The organism is Streptomyces sp. NPDC026672, assembly GCF_040638185.1.
Classification (GTDB): Bacteria; Actinomycetota; Actinomycetes; order Streptomycetales; family Streptomycetaceae; genus Streptomyces.
Window position 1 is genome coordinate 115,704 of record NZ_JBEZXS010000005.1, and the last position, 16,623, is coordinate 132,326.

General features: G+C 71.3%; 14 protein-coding genes. 2 read left to right on the top strand and 12 right to left on the bottom strand.

Going from position 1 to position 16,623, the window contains the following annotated elements:
* Positions 1 to 21: 21 nt before the first annotated feature.
* The 7 genes from aroC to AB0F77_RS07265 form a co-directional block, all read right to left on the bottom strand.
* Positions 22 to 1,206, bottom strand: a complete 1,185-nt coding sequence (gene aroC / locus AB0F77_RS07235) for a chorismate synthase (protein ID WP_361942855.1) — start codon at positions 1,204 to 1,206, stop codon at positions 22 to 24.
* A gap of 166 nt (positions 1,207 to 1,372) precedes the next feature.
* Positions 1,373 to 2,212: a shikimate dehydrogenase gene (locus AB0F77_RS07240; RefSeq protein ID WP_361942858.1), complete on the bottom strand. Its 840-nt coding sequence runs from the start codon at positions 2,210 to 2,212 to the stop codon at positions 1,373 to 1,375.
* Positions 2,193 to 3,932, bottom strand: a complete 1,740-nt coding sequence (mltG, locus tag AB0F77_RS07245; protein ID WP_361942861.1) for an endolytic transglycosylase MltG — start codon at positions 3,930 to 3,932, stop codon at positions 2,193 to 2,195. Before mltG ends, AB0F77_RS07240 begins: the two co-directional genes overlap by 20 nt.
* A 121-nt stretch (positions 3,933 to 4,053) precedes the next feature.
* On the bottom strand, positions 4,054 to 4,518 hold the full coding sequence (gene ruvX / locus AB0F77_RS07250; protein ID WP_361942864.1) for a Holliday junction resolvase RuvX: 465 nt from the start codon (positions 4,516 to 4,518) through the stop codon (positions 4,054 to 4,056).
* A 36-nt stretch (positions 4,519 to 4,554) separates the two neighbouring features.
* On the bottom strand, positions 4,555 to 7,227 hold the full coding sequence (gene alaS, locus AB0F77_RS07255) for an alanine--tRNA ligase (protein ID WP_361942867.1): 2,673 nt from the start codon (positions 7,225 to 7,227) through the stop codon (positions 4,555 to 4,557).
* Complete coding sequence (locus AB0F77_RS07260; RefSeq protein ID WP_361942870.1) at positions 7,227 to 7,574, bottom strand: hypothetical protein; 348 nt, start codon at positions 7,572 to 7,574, stop codon at positions 7,227 to 7,229. The genes alaS and AB0F77_RS07260 overlap by 1 nt, the downstream gene beginning before the upstream one ends.
* A 9-nt stretch (positions 7,575 to 7,583) precedes the next feature.
* The gene (locus tag AB0F77_RS07265; RefSeq protein WP_361943479.1) at positions 7,584 to 8,024 is read right to left on the bottom strand and encodes a DUF948 domain-containing protein; all 441 of its coding nucleotides are present in this window, start codon (positions 8,022 to 8,024) and stop codon (positions 7,584 to 7,586) included.
* 160 nt (positions 8,025 to 8,184) lie between these two features.
* Here AB0F77_RS07265 and AB0F77_RS07270 point away from each other — a divergent pair, with 160 nt between their 5' ends.
* Positions 8,185 to 10,362: an AAA family ATPase gene (locus AB0F77_RS07270; RefSeq protein ID WP_361942873.1), complete on the top strand. Its 2,178-nt coding sequence runs from the start codon at positions 8,185 to 8,187 to the stop codon at positions 10,360 to 10,362.
* A gap of 21 nt (positions 10,363 to 10,383) precedes the next feature.
* On the opposite strand, the gene rpsD is transcribed toward AB0F77_RS07270, so the two are convergent.
* From rpsD to AB0F77_RS07295, 5 genes are all read right to left on the bottom strand, one after another.
* A complete protein-coding gene (gene rpsD / locus AB0F77_RS07275; RefSeq protein ID WP_129310266.1) occupies positions 10,384 to 10,998 on the bottom strand; it encodes a 30S ribosomal protein S4 in 615 nt (204 codons plus the stop codon).
* Between the two features lie 300 nt (positions 10,999 to 11,298).
* Positions 11,299 to 12,654 (bottom strand): replication-associated recombination protein A, encoded by a 1,356-nt coding sequence (locus AB0F77_RS07280; RefSeq protein ID WP_361942877.1) that lies wholly within the window; start codon positions 12,652 to 12,654, stop codon positions 11,299 to 11,301.
* 44 nt (positions 12,655 to 12,698) lie between these two features.
* Complete coding sequence (locus tag AB0F77_RS07285) at positions 12,699 to 13,355, bottom strand: vitamin K epoxide reductase family protein (RefSeq protein ID WP_361942881.1); 657 nt, start codon at positions 13,353 to 13,355, stop codon at positions 12,699 to 12,701.
* A gap of 267 nt (positions 13,356 to 13,622) precedes the next feature.
* Positions 13,623 to 14,885 (bottom strand): histidine--tRNA ligase, encoded by a 1,263-nt coding sequence (gene hisS / locus AB0F77_RS07290; RefSeq protein WP_361942884.1) that lies wholly within the window; start codon positions 14,883 to 14,885, stop codon positions 13,623 to 13,625.
* 11 nt (positions 14,886 to 14,896) lie between these two features.
* Complete coding sequence (locus AB0F77_RS07295; protein WP_361942887.1) at positions 14,897 to 15,604, bottom strand: MBL fold metallo-hydrolase; 708 nt, start codon at positions 15,602 to 15,604, stop codon at positions 14,897 to 14,899.
* 180 nt (positions 15,605 to 15,784) lie between these two features.
* On the opposite strand from AB0F77_RS07295, the gene AB0F77_RS07300 reads away from it, so the two are divergent.
* Positions 15,785 to 16,618 carry a peptidylprolyl isomerase gene (locus AB0F77_RS07300; protein WP_361942890.1) on the top strand — a complete coding sequence of 278 codons (834 nt, stop codon included), beginning with the start codon at positions 15,785 to 15,787 and terminating at the stop codon, positions 16,616 to 16,618.
* The last annotated feature ends 5 nt before the right edge of the window (positions 16,619 to 16,623 follow it).

The following is a 16,623-nucleotide window of genomic DNA, read 5'->3' on the forward strand; positions in this document are numbered from 1 at the left end:
GGACGACGGCCGGACCGGCGCTCACCGGATGGCCAGGTGGTCGAGGTAGGACCGCACGTTGCGGCGGGTCTCGGGGACGCTGTCGCCGCCGAACTTCTCCGCCACGGCGTCGGCGAGGACGAGCGCGACCATGGCCTCGGCGACGATGCCGGCCGCCGGGACGGCGCACACGTCGGAGCGCTGGTGGTGGGCCTGGGCGGTCTCGCCGGTCACGACGTCGACGGTGCGCAGCGCGTGCGGCACCGTGGCGATCGGCTTCATCGCGGCGCGCACCCGCAGCAGCTCGCCCGTGCTGAGTCCGCCCTCGGTGCCGCCGGAGCGGCCGGAGGAACGCCTGATGCCCTCGGGTGTGCCGAGGATCTCGTCGTGCGCCTGGGAGCCGGGCACCCGTGCCAGCTCGAAGCCGTCGCCGACCTCGACGCCCTTGATCGCCTGGATGCCCATGAGGGCGGCGGCGAGCCGTGCGTCGAGGCGCCGGTCCCAGTGCACGTGCGAACCGAGGCCGACCGGGACGCCGTACGCCAGCACCTCGACGACGCCGCCGAGCGTGTCACCGTCCCGGTGGGCCTGGTCGATCTCGGCGACCATCGCCTTCGACGTGTCCGCGTCCAGGCAGCGCACCGGGTCGGCGTCCAGCTTCTCGACGTCGGCGGGGGTCGGGAGGACGCCGTACGGCGCCTTCGCGGACGCCAGCTCCACGACGTGGGAGACGATCTCGATGCCGGCCGTCTCCTTGAGGTAGGAGCGGGCGACGGCGCCGAGCGCGACCCTGGCGGCCGTCTCGCGCGCGGAGGCGCGCTCCAGGATCGGGCGGGCCTCGTCGAAGCCGTACTTCTGCATGCCGGCGAGGTCGGCGTGGCCGGGGCGGGGCCGGGTCAGCGGCGCGTTCCGCGCGAGGCCCGCCAGGACCTCCGGGTCGATCGGGTCGGCGGCCATGACCTGTTCCCACTTGGGCCACTCGGTGTTGCCGACCATGATCGCGACCGGTGAGCCGAGGGTGAGGCCGTGGCGGACCCCGCCGAGGAAGGTGACCTCGTCACGCTCGAACTTCATACGGGCCCCGCGGCCGTAACCGAGGCGCCGGCGAGCGAGGTGGTCAGCCACCGTCTCCGTGGTGATCGGCACGCCGGCGGGAAGGCCCTCCAGCGTCGCGACGAGTGCGGGACCGTGGGACTCCCCCGCGGTCAGCCAACGCAGCCTGCTCAACGGTGCTCCTCCGTGCTCGCGCCCCGGTACTGCCCTGCGCACGTGCTTCCTCACGTGCGACGACGGTCCGACCGGGGGCGCGGTCCCGGTCGCCACTTCCGATCCTCCCACGACCGGTGCCCGATCCCGGCGGCGGTCCGGAGGGCGGACGCGGGCGCGGCGGCCGTCAGCGCTCGGCGAGGGCCCGCTCGCCGGCCCTGCGCATGGCCTCCAGCGGGGCCGGGGAGCGGCCGGTCATCCTCTCCACCTGGAGCACGGCCTGGTGGACGAGCAGGTCGAGGCCGCCGACGACCGCGCCGCCGGCCATGGACCAGCGGGCGGCGAGGTCGGTGGGCCAGGGGTCGTAGAGCACGTCGAAGAGGACGGCGGGGCGCTCGGGCACGGCGGCGGCGAGCGCGTCGGTGGTGCCGGCGGGGGTGGTGGCGATCACCAGGGGCGCGCGCAGCGCGTCGGCCGCGTCCGCCCAGTCGGCCGTGCGGACCCCGACGCCGAGCCGGGCACCCCACTCGCGCATCTCGGCGGCGCGCTCGGCCCTGCGGACGTAGGCGACGACCTCACCGGTGCAGATCCGGGCGAGGGCGGCGAGCGCGGAGGACGCGGTGGCGCCGGCGCCGAGGACCGCGGCGGAGTCGACCTTCTCGACGCCGTGTTCGCGCAGCGCGGCGACCATGCCGGGGATGTCGGTGTTGTCGCCGGTCCTGCGGCCGTCGTCGGTGAACACAACGGTGTTGACCGCGTCGACGGCGGCGGCCGTCTCGCTGATCTCGTCGAGCAGCGGCAGGACGGCCCGCTTCAGCGGCATGGTCAGCGAGAGGCCGGCCCACTCGCCGCCGAGGCCGTCGAGGAAGCCGGGCAGGCCGGCCTCGTCGATCTCGAAGCGGTCGTACGACCAGCCGGTGAGGCCGAGTTCGGCGTACGCCGCCCGGTGCAGGACCGGGGAGAGCGAGTGGGCGACGGGCGATCCGAGCACGGCCGCCCGACGGGCGTCAGCGGCCCGAATTGGCATTGAACTTTTCCTTGAGCTTCAGGAACTCGTCGTAGGTCTTGGCGAACTCGGTGTTGTTCTGGCCGTCGGTCGCCACGAAGTAGATCCAGCCGTCGTCGGTCGGGTTCAGCATCGCCTTCAGCGCGTCCTCGCCGGGGTTTCCGATCGGACCCGGCGGCAGACCCTTGTTGGTGTACGTGTTGTACGGGTCCTTGTTGCTCTGGATCTCGTTCTCGCCGATGTGGATGTTGCTCTCGCCCTTCAGGTAGTTGAAGGTCGAGTCGAACTGGAGCAGCTGGTTGGTCTGGGTGTTCGTCGGCTTGAGGCGGTTGTAGATCACCTCGGCCATCTTGCGGAAGTCGTCGTGCGTCTTGCCCTCGGCCTGCACCAGGCTGGCGACGATGACGAGCTGGAACGGGCTGTCCAGGTCGAACGAAGCGGCCTTGCCCTCCAGGTCGTACTTGGTGTACTGCTCCTTGGCCTGGCCGACCATCTGCTTGAGGACCGCCTCGGGCTTCATGCCCTTGGCCGCGGGATAGGTGCCCGGGAAGAGGAAGCCCTCCAGCGGGTCCATGACGCCCTCGTGGTTGAGCGCCCAGCTCGGCAGCCCGAGGCTCTTGTACTCCTTGCCGGCGACCTTCTTGGTGGTGCCGCCGGACAGGCCGAGCCGCTTGTCGATGGCCGCGTAGACGGCGGCGTTGCGCTGGCCCGGGGTGACCATCAGGTTGTTCTGGCTCTTGGGGTCCAGCATCATCTGGACCGCGCTGGCGGCCGACATCTCCTTCTTCAGGAGGTAGGCGCCGGCCTGGATCTGTTTGCCGTTGGGATTCTGCGACTGCGCGGCGACGAACGCGTCGACGCTCTTGACGACGCCGGCCTCCTTCAGCTTGCGCCCGATGTCGTAGCCGCCGGCGCCCTTGGGGATCTCGACGGTGACCGCCTCGGACGTACCACCGCCCGCGTAGTCCGGGGCCGGGCCAAAACGATTCTGGAAGTACTGGAACCCCAGATATCCGACTCCGCCGACACCGCCGCCGAACACCAGCACGACCACCAGGCAGGCACAGCCGCTGCGCCGCTTCTTTGCGCCTTTGCCGCCCTTCGCTCCCTTGCCCCGCCGGTCGCCACGGCCGCGGCGGTCCTTGGGGTCGTCGGTGAGGCCGTCGTCCTCGTCGTCCTCGTCGGAGAAGAAGGCGTGCTCGCCCTGGTCGGGGCCCGGGTCCCAGCCGGTCTCCGGCTCCGGCTCGGGACGTCTGTGTCCGGGCGGCTCCGGCGGCGGATAGGCGTCGGGGGTGCCGTAGAAGTCGGGCTGCTCGGCGCCGTACGCGATGGGCTGCTGGCCGTAGGGGTCGCCGGGGTCGGCCGCGAAGGGGACCTGGCCGTGGGTGCCCGTGGCGTCCCAGCCGCCCTGGTGGTACTGCTCCGTCTGCGGATACTCGGCGTACTGCTGGTGACCCTGCTGGCCCTGGTGGTCCTGGTGGCCCTGGTGGCCCTGGTGGCCCTGGTGATCCTGCTGACCGTAGTACTGCTGGTACTGCTGCTGGTCGTACCCGCCCTGCTGGGCCTGGCCCCAGTCGCCGTACTGCTGCTGCGGCTCCTGCGGATACTGCTGCTGCGGCTGGCCGCCGTAGGGGGACTGCTGGCCCGCGTGGGCCTGCTGTCCGCCCCATCCGCCGTCCCCGTACAACGGGTCCTCCGGATGCCACGGTTCGGAGCCTGGGCCCCGGCCATACTCAGTCATCGATCCCCTAGAGCCGCGAGGCGGCGGTCACGCGGCTTGCCGGCCGGCTCCCGTTCCGCCTCTTGCTGTGCGTCGGCTGTTCGAACACCACCGCATCGCGCGGAACGTTACCGTATCGCGATCAGATGACCACTTCGACGCCCTCGCCGGGTGCTCTGCCTGACACCCGTTCGGATTCCAGGGCCTGCTGGAGGATCACGACGGCCGCCGCCTGGTCGATCACCGAGCGGCCCTTCTTCGCTTTCACGCCCGAGGCGCGCAGCCCCTGACTGGCCGTCACCGTCGTCATCCGCTCGTCGACCAGGCGCACCGGTACCGGGGCGATGCCCTTCGCCATCTCCTGGGCGAACGCCCGGACTTTGACCGCGGCGGGACCCTCACCGCCCCGCAGGGAACGGGGCAGCCCGACGACGACCTCGATCGGCTCGTACTCCTCGACCAGTTGCCGCAGCCGCCGGTGGGCCGCCGGGACGTCCCGCCCGGGAACCGTCTCGACGGGGGTCGCGAGGATGCCGTCGGGGTCGCACGAGGCGACCCCGATACGGGCGTCCCCGACGTCGATCGCGAGTCGACGTCCTCTTCGCATCTTCCGACCGTTTCCTTACTCTGCCGGTCCCGATCCTTACTTGGCCGTCTCGGCGACGAGGCGCTCGACGGCGTCCACGGCGTCACCGACGGCGGCCGGGTGCTGACCGCCGCCCTGGGCGACGTCCGGCTTGCCGCCACCGCCGCCGCCGAGGGTCTTGGCGGCCGTGCGGACCAGTTCGCCGGCCTTGAGACCGCGCTCGCGGGCGGCCTCGTTGGTGGCGATGACCGTGAGCGGCTTGCCGTTGTTGACCGTGAACAGGGCGACCACGGCGGCCCGTCCGCCCTGGATGCGGCCGCGCACGTCGAGGACCAGCCGGCGCAGGTCGTCCGGCGCGGTGCCGTCCGGGACCCGACCGGTCACAAGTGAGATGCCGTTGACGTCCTTGGCCGACTCGGCGAGACCGGCGGCGGCCTGGAGCACCTTCTCCGCGCGGAACTTCTCGATCTCCTTCTCGGCGTCCTTCAGCTTGCCGAGCATGGCGGAGATCTTCTCCGGCAGTTCCTCCGGACGGCCCTTGACCAGTTCCTGGAGCTGGGCGACGACCGTGTGCTCCCGGGCGAGGAAGTTGTAGGCGTCCACACCGACCAGGGCCTCGATACGGCGCACGCCCGAGCCGATCGACGACTCGCCGAGCAGCTTCACCAGACCCAGCTGGGCGGTGTTGTGGACGTGGGTGCCGCCGCACAGCTCCTTGGAGAAGTCGCCGATGGTCACCACCCGCACGCGCTCGCCGTACTTCTCGCCGAACTCGGCGATGGCGCCCTGCTTCTTGGCGTCGTCGATGCCCATGATCTCGGCGCGCACGTCGAGCTCGCGGGCCAGCACCTCGTTGATCTTCTGCTCGACGTCGGTCATCACGGCCGTCGGAACGGCGGAAGGCGAGCCGAAGTCGAAGCGGAAGCGGCCCGGCTGGTTCTCGGAACCGGCCTGGGCGGCCGTCGGGCCGAGGGCGTCGCGCAGGGCCTGGTGGGTGAGGTGCGTGGCCGAGTGGGCGCGGGCGATGGCCGTGCGCCGGCGCTGGTCGATGCCGGCGTGGACCTTGGCGCCCACGGTGACCTCGCCGACCTGGACGACACCCTTGTGCACGTAGACACCGGGCACCGGCTTCTGGGTGTCGCGGATCTCGACGACGGCACCGGAGTCGGCCCTGATGCGGCCGGTGTCGCCGATCTGGCCGCCGCCCTCGGCGTAGAACGGGGTGCGGTCGAGAACGATCTCCACCTCGTCGCCCTCGCCGGCGGCCGGGGAGGACACGCCGTCGACGAGGATGCCGACGATCGTGGACTCGCCCTCGGTGTCCGCGTAGCCGATGAAGTCGGTCTCGCCGGCGCTGTCGGCGATCGCACGGTAGGCACCGAGGTCGGCGTGGCCGGTCTTCTTGGCCTGGGCGTCGGCCTTGGCGCGCTCCCGCTGCTCCTTCATCAGGCGGCGGAAGCCGTCCTCGTCCACGGACAGCCCCTGCTCGGCGGCCATCTCCAGGGTGAGGTCGATCGGGAAGCCCCAGGTGTCGTGGAGCAGGAACGCCTTGTCGCCGGGCAGCACGGCGGAGCCGGAGGCCTTGGTCTCGGTGACGGCGGTGTCCAGGATGTTGGTGCCGGCCTTCAGCGTCTTGAGGAAGGCGTTCTCCTCGGCGAGGGCGACCTTCTCGATGCGCTCGCGGTCGGTGACCAGCTCCGGGTACTGCTGCCCCATCATGCCGATCACCACGTCGATCAGGTCCTTGACGACCGGACCGGTGGCGCCGAGCAGCCGCATGTTGCGGATGGCGCGGCGCATGATGCGGCGCAGGACGTAACCGCGGCCCTCGTTGCCGGGGGTGACGCCGTCACCGATGAGCATGGTGGCCGTGCGCATGTGGTCGGTGACCACGCGCAGGGAGACGTCCGAGGCGTGGGCCTCGCCGTAGGCCACACCGGTCAGTTCGGTGGCCCTGTTGATGACGGCCATGGAGGTGTCGATCTCGTACATGTTCTGCACGTCCTGCAGAATCATGGCGAGGCGCTCCAGGCCGAGGCCCGTGTCGATGTTCTTGCTCGGCAGGTCGCCCAGGATCTCGAAGTTGTCCTTGCCGATGCCCTCGCCCCGCTCGTACTGCATGAAGACGAGGTTCCAGATCTCCACGTACCGCTCGTCGTTGACGGCGGGGCCGCCCTCGACGCCGAACTCGGGGCCGCGGTCGTAGTTGATCTCGGAGCAGGGGCCGCAGGGGCCGGGGACGCCCATGGACCAGAAGTTGTCCTTCATGCCCAGGCGCTGGATGCGCTCCTTGGGCACGCCGACGACCTCGTGCCAGATCTTCTCGGCCTCGTCGTCGTCCTTGTAGACGGTGATCCACAGGCGCTCGGGGTCGAGGCCGTAACCCCCCTTGTCCTGGGGCGAGGTGAGCAGCTCCCAGGCGAGCTTGACGGCGCCTTCCTTGAAGTAGTCGCCGAAGGAGAAGTTGCCGCACATCTGGAAGAAGGTGCCGTGCCGCGTGGTCTTGCCGACCTCTTCGATGTCGGGCGTGCGCACGCACTTCTGCACGCTGGTGGCGCGCGGGAACGGCGGCCTGACCTCACCGAGGAAGTAGGGCTTGAAGGGCACCATGCCGGCCGGGACGAGGAGCAGAGTCGGGTCGTCCGCGATGAGCGACGCCGAAGGGACGACGGTGTGACCGCGCTCCTCGAAGAAGCTCAGCCAGCGGCGGCGAATCTCGGCCGACTCCATCAGTGGTCCTCATTCCGGTTGTGCGAGTACGTCGTGTTCCCGAGGTGCTTCGGGGTGGTGCGGTTGTTCTCGATGGCGGCGAACCGCCGGGGCGCGGGGAGTTCGGGGTCCGCGTCGATGCCCAGCGCCTCCCCCAACTCGGCCTCCCGCTGCGCCATGTTGTGGCGGACGTCGAGCGCGAAGACGACCGCGCGGTCCTTGAGGCGCTGCCCCGTCTCCAGTGCCTTGTTGGCCGCGGTCGCGGCGAGGCTCTCCGGAGTGAGCTGCCTGAGCTTGCGGTTGACCTTGGTGGTGGCCCACACACCGGCGGCGACACCGGTGGTGAACCAGAACGTACGACGGAACATCGCTCGGTCTCAGTCCTTCTTCCGCTTGCGTCGTGCGCCGGGGACCGTGCGACCCACGATCACCGTACGCCGGGCCGCGCTCACGGGCGCGTCGTCCTTGCGGCCGCCGAGGGCGCGGCGCACGCCGTAGCCGAAGGCCGCGACCTTGACCAGGGGGCCGCCGAAGGTGGAGGCGACGGTCGTGGAGAGCGCGGACGCGTTCGACGTGACCTCCTGGACGTCGGAGGCGATCGCGTCGACCCGGTCGATCTGGGTCTGCGCGGAGCGCACGGCCGCGGAGGCGTCGGCGAGCAGCGGGACGGCCTGGTCGGTCACGTCCGCGACGAGCTTGGTGGTCGCCTTGAGCGTCTGGGCCACCCTCGCCAGCGCGACGGCGAGGAAGGAGACCAGGATCGCCCAGAAGACGGCCACCAGGATCCCGGCCACCTCTCCACCGGACACCGTGCGCACCCGCTCCCTGAAACGTGATCCGAGCATCGGAAACATAAAAACCAGTGCACCGAGCCTATCGCGCCGGGTGCGCAGCTCCGTACCGCATTACCGCCCGCCGCGGGCGCGGTTCGGGAGGGGATTGTACGGACCGAACACGCTTCAGTACGCTCCGTGTTCCATGCGACGCCCTCAGGACACCGGCCCCTCGACGGACGGCGGCCTGCCGCCGGAGCCCACGGCCTTCGTGGGCCGCGCGGCCGAACTGGCCCGGCTGACCGAGGCGCTCGGCACCGCGCGGCTGGTCACGGTGACCGGGGTCGGCGGTGTGGGCAAGTCGCGGCTCGCGGCGCGGGCGGCGCGGCGGGCGGCACCCCGGGACGGGGTGTGGCGGGTCGAGCTCGCCTCCGTGCGGGACGCCGGACTCCTGGACCACGCGCTGGTGGAGGCGCTGGGGCTGACCGACCACACCACCCGGCCGCCGCGCGAGGCGCTGCTCGCCCGGCTCGCCGGGAACGGCCGGCCGCTGCTGGTCCTGGACGGGTTCGAGCACCTGGTGGCGGAGTGCGCGGCGCTGGTCGGCGACCTGCTGCGGCGGGCACCGGGGCTGCGGGTGCTCGCGGTGGGGCGGCGGCCCCTCGGGCTGACGGGCGAGCGGCTGTTCCCGCTCGCGCCGCTGGCCGAGGACGAGGCGGTCGAGCTGTTCACGGACCGGGCGGCGCAGCAGGGGCTCGACGTGCGCGGCCACGGGGACGTACGGGAGCTGTGCCGGCGGCTGGACGGGATTCCGCTCGCGCTCGAACTGGCGGCGGGCCGGCTGCGGGTCCTGTCCCCGGGGCAGGTGCTGGAGCGGCTGGACGACCGGTTCCGGCTGCTGACCGGCGGGTGCCGCGACGCCCTCCCCCGGCACCAGACGCTGCGCACGGCGATCGGCTGGAGCCACGAGCTGTGCGCGCCGGCGGAGCGGCTGCTGTGGGCGCGGCTCTCGGTGTTCGCGCACTCCTTCGACCTGGAGGCCGCCGAATACGTGTGCAGCGGGGACGGCCTGCCCGCCGAGGACGTCCTCGACACGCTGTCCGAGCTGGTCGCGCAGTCCGTGGTCGCCCGCGAGGAGGGCGCGACGGGTGTGCGCCACCGGATGCTGGAGACGGTCCGGGCGTACGGCGCCGACTGGCTGGAGGCCACGGGCGACGCGCCGCGGCTGCGGCGGCGGCACCGGGACTGGTTCATGGGTCTCGCGACCTGGTGCGAGCTGGACTGGTTCTCCCCCCGGCAGGCGGAGGTGGCCGCCCGGGTGGAGGCGGAGCTGCCGAATCTGCGGGTGGCCCTTGAGCACTGTCTGACCGAGCCGGACGAGACGCATCTGGGCCAGTACCTCGCGGCCTCCCTGTGGTTCTACTGGGCGGGCTGCGGGCGTCTTTCGGAGGGGCGGCGCTGGCTGGAGCGCAGTGTGGAGCCGGCCGCCGGGAACGGCGGGTACGAGCGGTCCCGGCTGAAGGCGCTGTGGGTGCTCGGGTACGTGGCGATCCTCCAGGGCGACAAGGTGCCGGCGCTGGCCGCGCTCCAGGAGTGCCGTGCGGAGGCGGAGCGGGTGGCGAACCCGGCGGCGGAGGCGTACGCGGAGCACCGCACCGGCTGTCTGGCCCTGGTCACGGACGACATGCCGCGCGCGGAGGCGCTGCTGCGCTCGGCGCTGGCCCGCTACCGGGCGATCGGCGAGCTGAACAGCAACGTACTGATGGGCCAGGTCGAGCTCGCGATGGCGCGGGCGTTCCGGGGGGACCTGCCGGACGCGGTGCGGCTGTGCGAGGACGTGCGCCGGGTGTGCGAGGACCACGGGGAGCGCTGGACGCGGTCGTACGCGTTGTACGTCCTGGCCTACGCGGCCTGGCGGGACGGTGATCCGGCGGGCGCCCGCGCGCTGCTCGCGGAGTGCCTGGCTGCGGCGCACGCCTTCCGTGACCTGCTGGGTTCGGTGCTGGCGGTCGAGCTGCTTGCCCTGGTCACGGCGACGGAGGGCGATCCGGAGGAGGCGGCGGTGCTCCAGGGCGCGGCGAGCGTGATGTGGCCTTCGGTGGGGCTGCCGCTGTTCGGTTCGGCGTACTACAACGCGCCGCACGAGCTGTGCGAGGCGACGGCCCGTGCGGCGCTCGGGGACGAGCGGTACGCGGCGTGTGTGCGCGACGGCGCGGGCCTGGACCGGGAGACGGCGGTGGCGCGGGCGCTCGGCGGGCACGGGGGCCGGCCGTCGGCCGCGCCGACGGCGCCGCGCGGGTCGGTGCGGGCCGCCCGGGAGGGGGCCGGAACGCGAGAACCCGCCGCCTCCCCCACCCGGAAGGGCGGGGAGACGGCGGGCTGAGGTACCGCGCCGGGGCTGGGGTCAGCGGGCGTAGTACTCGACGACGAGCTGCTCGTCGCAGATGACCGGGACTTCCTTGCGGTTCGGCTCGCGGTCCAGGCGGAACGCCAGGGCCTTGAGGTTCACCTGAAGGTAGCGGGGGGTCTCGCCGTCGGGGGCGAAGCCGCCCTCACGGGCGATCTGGAAGAGCGTCTTGTCCTTGGAGCGGTCGCGGACCTGCACGACGTCGTCCGGGCGGACGCGGAAGGACGGCTTGTCGACCTTCTGGCCGTTGACCTGGATGTGGCCGTGGACGACCATCTGGCGGGCCTGGTAGATCGTGCGGGCGATGCCCGAACGCAGGACCAGCGCGTCGAGGCGACGCTCCAGCTCGACGATCAGGGCCTCACCGGTCTTGCCCTGGACCTTGGACGCGCGGTCGTAGGCGCGGACCAGCTGGCGCTCGGAGATGTCGTACTGAGCGCGCAGGCGCTGCTTCTCGAGCAGACGGACCTTGTAGTCCGAGTTCTGCTTGCGGCCGCGGCCGTGCTCACCCGGCGGGTAGGGACGGGCCTCGAAGTACTTGACGGCCTTCGGGGTCAGCGCGATGCCGAGGGCACGCGACTTCTTGACCTTGGGACGGGACTGGTTCGCCACGTTCTTTTCCTTCTTCGATTCGGCTGCCTCAGGGTTACGGGAGGTCGCATCCGCAGCCTGGGAATCCCGGCGAGTCCCTGGGGACGTGCCAGGCAGCCGCTCCCTGGTCTGGGCACATACGTGCAGCACACGAACGGCCCACCGACCGGTCCCGGAACCCCGGGTGGTGGTGGGCTGCCCGCGACACCTACGACGGTGCGCGACGCTCCTGGATCCGAAGATCCGGCTGGTCGTCCCGCCTGAGGCGCCGACCTGGGGCCGGACACGGGACTCAGCACTGCTCGGGATTCTACAGGGTGGTCAGGACCGCTTGCGACCGAGGTGCTTCCTGGTCCATTCGACCGCGTCGGCGTAGCGCGCCTCGGCGCCGTGCCGGGTCGGGGTGTAGTACTCGCGGTCCTGGAGGGCCTCGGGTGCGTACCGCTGGGCGGCGATGCCCTCGGGCAGGTCGTGCGGATACACGTACCCCTGGGCGTGGCCGAGTGCGGCGGCGCCCTTGTAGTGGCCGTCGCGCAGGTGCGGCGGTACGGGGCCCGCCAGTCCCTTGCGCACGTCCTCCAGGGCGGCGCCGATGGCGGTGGTCGCGGCGTTGGACTTGGGGGCCAGGGCGAGGGCGATGGTGGCGTGGCTGAGGGTGAGGGCGGCCTCGGGGAAGCCGATCATGGCGACGGCCTGGGCCGCGGCGACCGCCGTGGGCAGGGCGTTCGGGTCGGCTAGGCCGATGTCCTCGCTGGCGGAGATCATCAGTCGGCGGGCGATGAAGCGGGGGTCCTCGCCTGCCTCGATCATCCGGGCCAGGTAGTGCAGGGCGGCGTCGACGTCGGAGCCGCGGATGGACTTGATGAGGGCGCTGGCGACGTCGTAGTGCTGGTCGCCGTCGCGGTCGTACTTCACGGCGGCCCGGTCGACCGTCTCCTCCAGCGTGGCCAGGGCGATCTCGGCCTCGCCCTTGTCCAGGGCGGCACCGGCGGCGGCCTCCAGGGCGGTCAGCGCGCGACGGGCGTCCCCGCCGGCGATGCGCAGCAGGTGGTCCTCGGTGTCCTCGGGCAGGGCGACGGCGTCCTTGAGTCCGCGTTCGTCGCTCAGGGCCCGGCGCAGCAGGCCGCGCACGTCGTCGTCGGTGAGGGGTTCGAGGGTCAGCAGCAGGGAGCGGGAGAGCAGCGGGGAGATCACCGAGAAGTACGGGTTCTCGGTGGTCGCCGCGATCAGGGTCACCCAGCGGTTCTCGACGGCCGGGAGGAGGGGGTCCTGCTGGGCCTTGCTGAAGCGGTGGATCTCGTCGAGGAAGAGGACGGTCTCCTTGCCGAAGCCGCCGGTGGCGCGGCGGGCGCCGTCGATGACCGCGCGGACCTCCTTGACGCCCGCGGTGATCGCCGACAGTTCCACGAACCGCTTGTTGGTGGCCTTGGAGACGACGTAGGCCAGGGTGGTCTTGCCGGTGCCCGGCGGGCCCCAGAGGATCACCGAGGAGGGCCCCGCGGGTCCGCCGGCGCCCTCGCCGACGAGGCGGCGCAGGGGTGAACCCGGCTTCAGCAGGTGTTGCTGGCCCACCACCTCGTCGAGGGTGCGCGGGCGCATCCGGACGGCCAGGGGACTGCCGGCCGGGTCCTTCTCCTGGCGTTCTTCTGCTGCGGCGGTGAACAGGTCGGGTTCCACGCCTGAAACCCTAGTTCACCGCACTGACAGTCCCCTCCGGACCGTCAGCCGGTCCAGAAGTCCCACCAGCGGGTCAGGATCAGCATGCCGATGACACCGATGTGCACGACCGGCAGGACCCAGGTGAACTCGCCGAAGAAGCCCTTGAGCCAGCTCGGGGCGGGCAGGAAGCCCTTGCGGACGTTGAACGACGTCACGTACCAGAACATGACGATCGTGGCGACCCAGGCGAGGCAGCACCACAGGCACAGGGCGTTGATCCGGTACAGGGACTGGAACTGGAGCCAGGTGACGAATCCGACGCCGAACAGCGTGCCGAAGTTGAAGGTGAGCCAGTACCAGCGCGGGAAGCGGGCTCGGGTGAGCAGGCTCATGCCGACGCAGATCACGATGCCGTAGCAGACCAGGCCGAGCATCGGGTTGGGGAAGCCGAAGGCGGCGGCCTGCTTGCTCTCCATGACGCTGCCGCAGGAGACGACCGGGTTGAGGCTGCACCCGGGGGTGAACGTCTTGCCCTCGACCTTGGCCTCGAGGAGCTTGAACTTGTCGATCGTGATGACCCACGCGGCGAGGAGGCCGGCCGCGCCGGTGATCAGCAGCAGCACGGCGAAGGCGCGGCTGCCGCCCTCGGTCCGGGCGGCGGCGGGGGCACGCTCGGGTCCGGGTTCGGTGGAGACGTCCTTGACTGTCGTCTTGCTCATCACGCCGATTCCGTCTGCTTGAGAGTTGGAACTTCTTCGGGCACGGGTCATTGTGCCGTACCAGGGGGCTCGTCCACCGTTCGGTGGACATAAGGAGGTACGCGCGAGCGCCTCTGACCGTTCGGTTCCAGCCTGCACCCGGGTGCGGAAATCGTCCCTCCGGGGGAGGTGGCGTGCGCCGGGTTGACGCCCCGCGCCAGTGTGCGGTGCCCGGGTACGGCGAAGGCGCCGGTTCCCGGTGGGGACCCGGCGCCCTGGCGTCGCGGATCAGCCGAGGCGGGACTCCAGCTCGGCCACGATCTCGTTCACGCCGATCGCCGTCTGCTCACCGGACTCCATGTCCTTGAGCTGGACGACGCCCTCGGCGAGGTCGCGCTCGCCGGCCACGAGCGTGTAGCGCGCCCCGCTGCGGTTGGCGTTCTTCATCGCGCCCTTGAGCCCCTTGTGGCCGTACGAGAAGTCGGCGGCCACGCCCGCCCGGCGCAGCTCGGTGACCTTGGCGAACAGCAGGCGGCGCGCCTCCTCGCCGAGCGGGACGGCGAACACGCTGGTCGCGGAGGGCAGTTCGAGGCGTACGCCCTCGGCCTCCAGGGCCAGGACCGTGCGGTCGACGCCGAGCGCCCAGCCCACCGACGGCAGCGCGGGGCCGCCGATCATCTCGGACAGGCCGTCGTAGCGTCCGCCGCCGCCCACCGCGGACTGGGAGCCGAGCCCGTCGTGGACGAACTCGAAGGTCGTGCGCGTGTAGTAGTCCAGGCCGCGCACCAGCCGCGGGTCGTCCTCGAAGGCCACGCCCGCCGCGGTGATCAGCTCGCGCACCTCCTCGTGGTACGTCTTGCAGGCGTCGCACAGGTAGTCGCGCAGCAGCGGGGCGTCCGTCAGCTGCTTCTGGACGTCGGGACGCTTGTCGTCGAGCACGCGCAGCGGGTTGATCTCCGCCCGGCGCAGGGTGTCCTCGTCCAGGTCGAGACCGCGCAGGAAGTCCTGGAGGGCGGCCCGGTACACCGGACGGCACTCCTTGTCGCCCAGGCTGTTGAGCAGGATGCGGAAGTTCCTGAGCCCGAGCGAGCGGTACGCCTGGTCGGCCAGGATGATCAGCTCGGCGTCGAGCGCCGGGTCCTCGGCGCCGATCGCCTCGGCGCCGACCTGGGAGAAGTGGCGGTAACGGCCCTTCTGAGGGCGCTCGTAGCGGTAGTACGAGCCGGAGTACCAGAGCTTGACGGGCAGGTTGCCGGTCTTGTGGAGGTTGGCCTCCAGCGCCGCGCGCAGCACGGACGCGGTGCCCTCGGGCCGCAGGGCGAGCCGGTCGCCGCCCTTGGTCTCGAAGGCGTACATCTCCTTGGTCACGATGTCGGTGGACTCGCCGACACCGCGTGCGAAGAGCTCGACGTTCTCGAAGCCCGGCGTCTCGACGTAGCCGTAGCCGGAGGTCCGCAGCGGGGCGGCGATGGCCTCGCGGACCGCCAGGTACGCCGCGGAGTCCGGCGGGATGAGGTCGTACGTGCCCTTGGGGGCCTTGAAGGTGCTCACGGAGTCTTTCGTCACATTCCTCGTCGGGGAGCGTCCGCGCTCCCGAGGCCGGCGGCCACCTGTCGCAGATACGAGTTGGTGGCGCGTTCCTGGCCGATGGTCGTCTGGGGGCCGTGGCCGGACAGCACCACGGTCGAGTCGTCGAGCGGCAGGCACACGCGGGCCAGCGAGTCGAGCATCTCGGCCATGTCACCGCCGGGCAGGTCGGTGCGTCCGATGGAGCCGGCGAACAGCAGGTCGCCCGAGAAGAAGACCGACGGGACGTCGGCGGTCTCGGGCATCCGGAAGGTCACCGACCCCTTGGTATGGCCCGGTGCGTGCGCGACGGAGAACTCCAGGCCCGCCAGCTCCAGCCGGCTGCCGTCGGACAGCTCCCTGACGTCGTCCGGCTCCCCCACGGTCAGCTCGCCCAGGAGCGGCATGCCGATGGACCGGCCGATCCCCTTGCCGGGGTCGCTCATCATGTACCGGTCGGCGGGGTGGATCCAGGCCGGCACGTCGTGCGCTCCGCACACGGGGACGACCGAGGCCACGTGGTCGATGTGGCCGTGGCTGAGGACGACGGCGACGGGCTTGAGCCGATGCTTCTTCAGCGTCTCCTCGACTCCCCGGGTGGCCTCGTGGCCCGGGTCGATGATCACGCACTCCTCACCGGCGGCGGGGGCGACGAGGTAACAGTTCGTCCCCCAGGCCCCGGCGGGGAACCCGGCAATGAGCACGATCGTCCTTCGTTGTGTCGATACGGGCGGGCCCCGGAACGGGCCACACCTGCCGTCAGAGCCTACCGGCGCTGCCGTTTCCTCAGCCAACCCATATACGGTACGGGGCTACACGCAGCAGTCGGCTCGCAGAACGCGTACGTACCGGTCGACACACGACACGCATGAGGAGAGAACCCGGTGGTCAGCCAGGAGCAGCGGCGGCGTCAGCTCGCCCGGGAGAAGTTCTTGCGGCAGCAGCAGCGACGCACCAGCGCACGGCGCAAGTCACGCATGCGCAACTCCGTGATCGCGTCGGTGCTGGGCGTCATCGTCATCGGCAGCGTCGCGCTGTACACGACCGGGGTGCTGAAGGACGACGACGGCAAGGCGAACGCCAGCTCGGACGTCACCCCCAGCGCCGCCCCCAGTGCCGCCCCCACCAGCAAGGCCCCCGACCCCTGCGAGAAGCCCGCGGCGGGTTCGGTCGGCAAGCTCCAGTGGAAGAAGGAGCCCGCACAGACCGTCGACAAGTCGGCGAAGTACACGATGAAGCTGGCGACGACCTGCGGTGACATCGACATCGCGCTGAAGGCGTCGGCGGCACCGCACACGGTGAACTCGTTCGACTTCCTCGCCGGGAAGGGCTTCTTCGACCACACCAAGTGCCACCGGCTCACCACCAACGGCATCTACGTGCTCCAGTGCGGCGACCCGACGGGCACCGGCAGCGGCGGGCCGGGCTACACCATCCCGGACGAGAACCTCAAGGACAAGAGCCTGAAGGGCAACGTGTACCCGGCGGGCACGGTGGCGATGGCGAACACCGGTCAGCCGCACTCCGGCGGCAGCCAGTTCTTCCTGGTGTACCAGGACAGCCAGCTGCCGCCCACCTACACGCCGTTCGGCACGATCGACGCCGCCGGCATGAAGGTGCTGACGAAGATCGCCGCCGCGGGCGAGAACACCGGCGCCGGCGACGGTGCGCCGAACGCCACCGTCGTCATCAACAAGGCGACGGTCCAGAAGTCCTGATCATC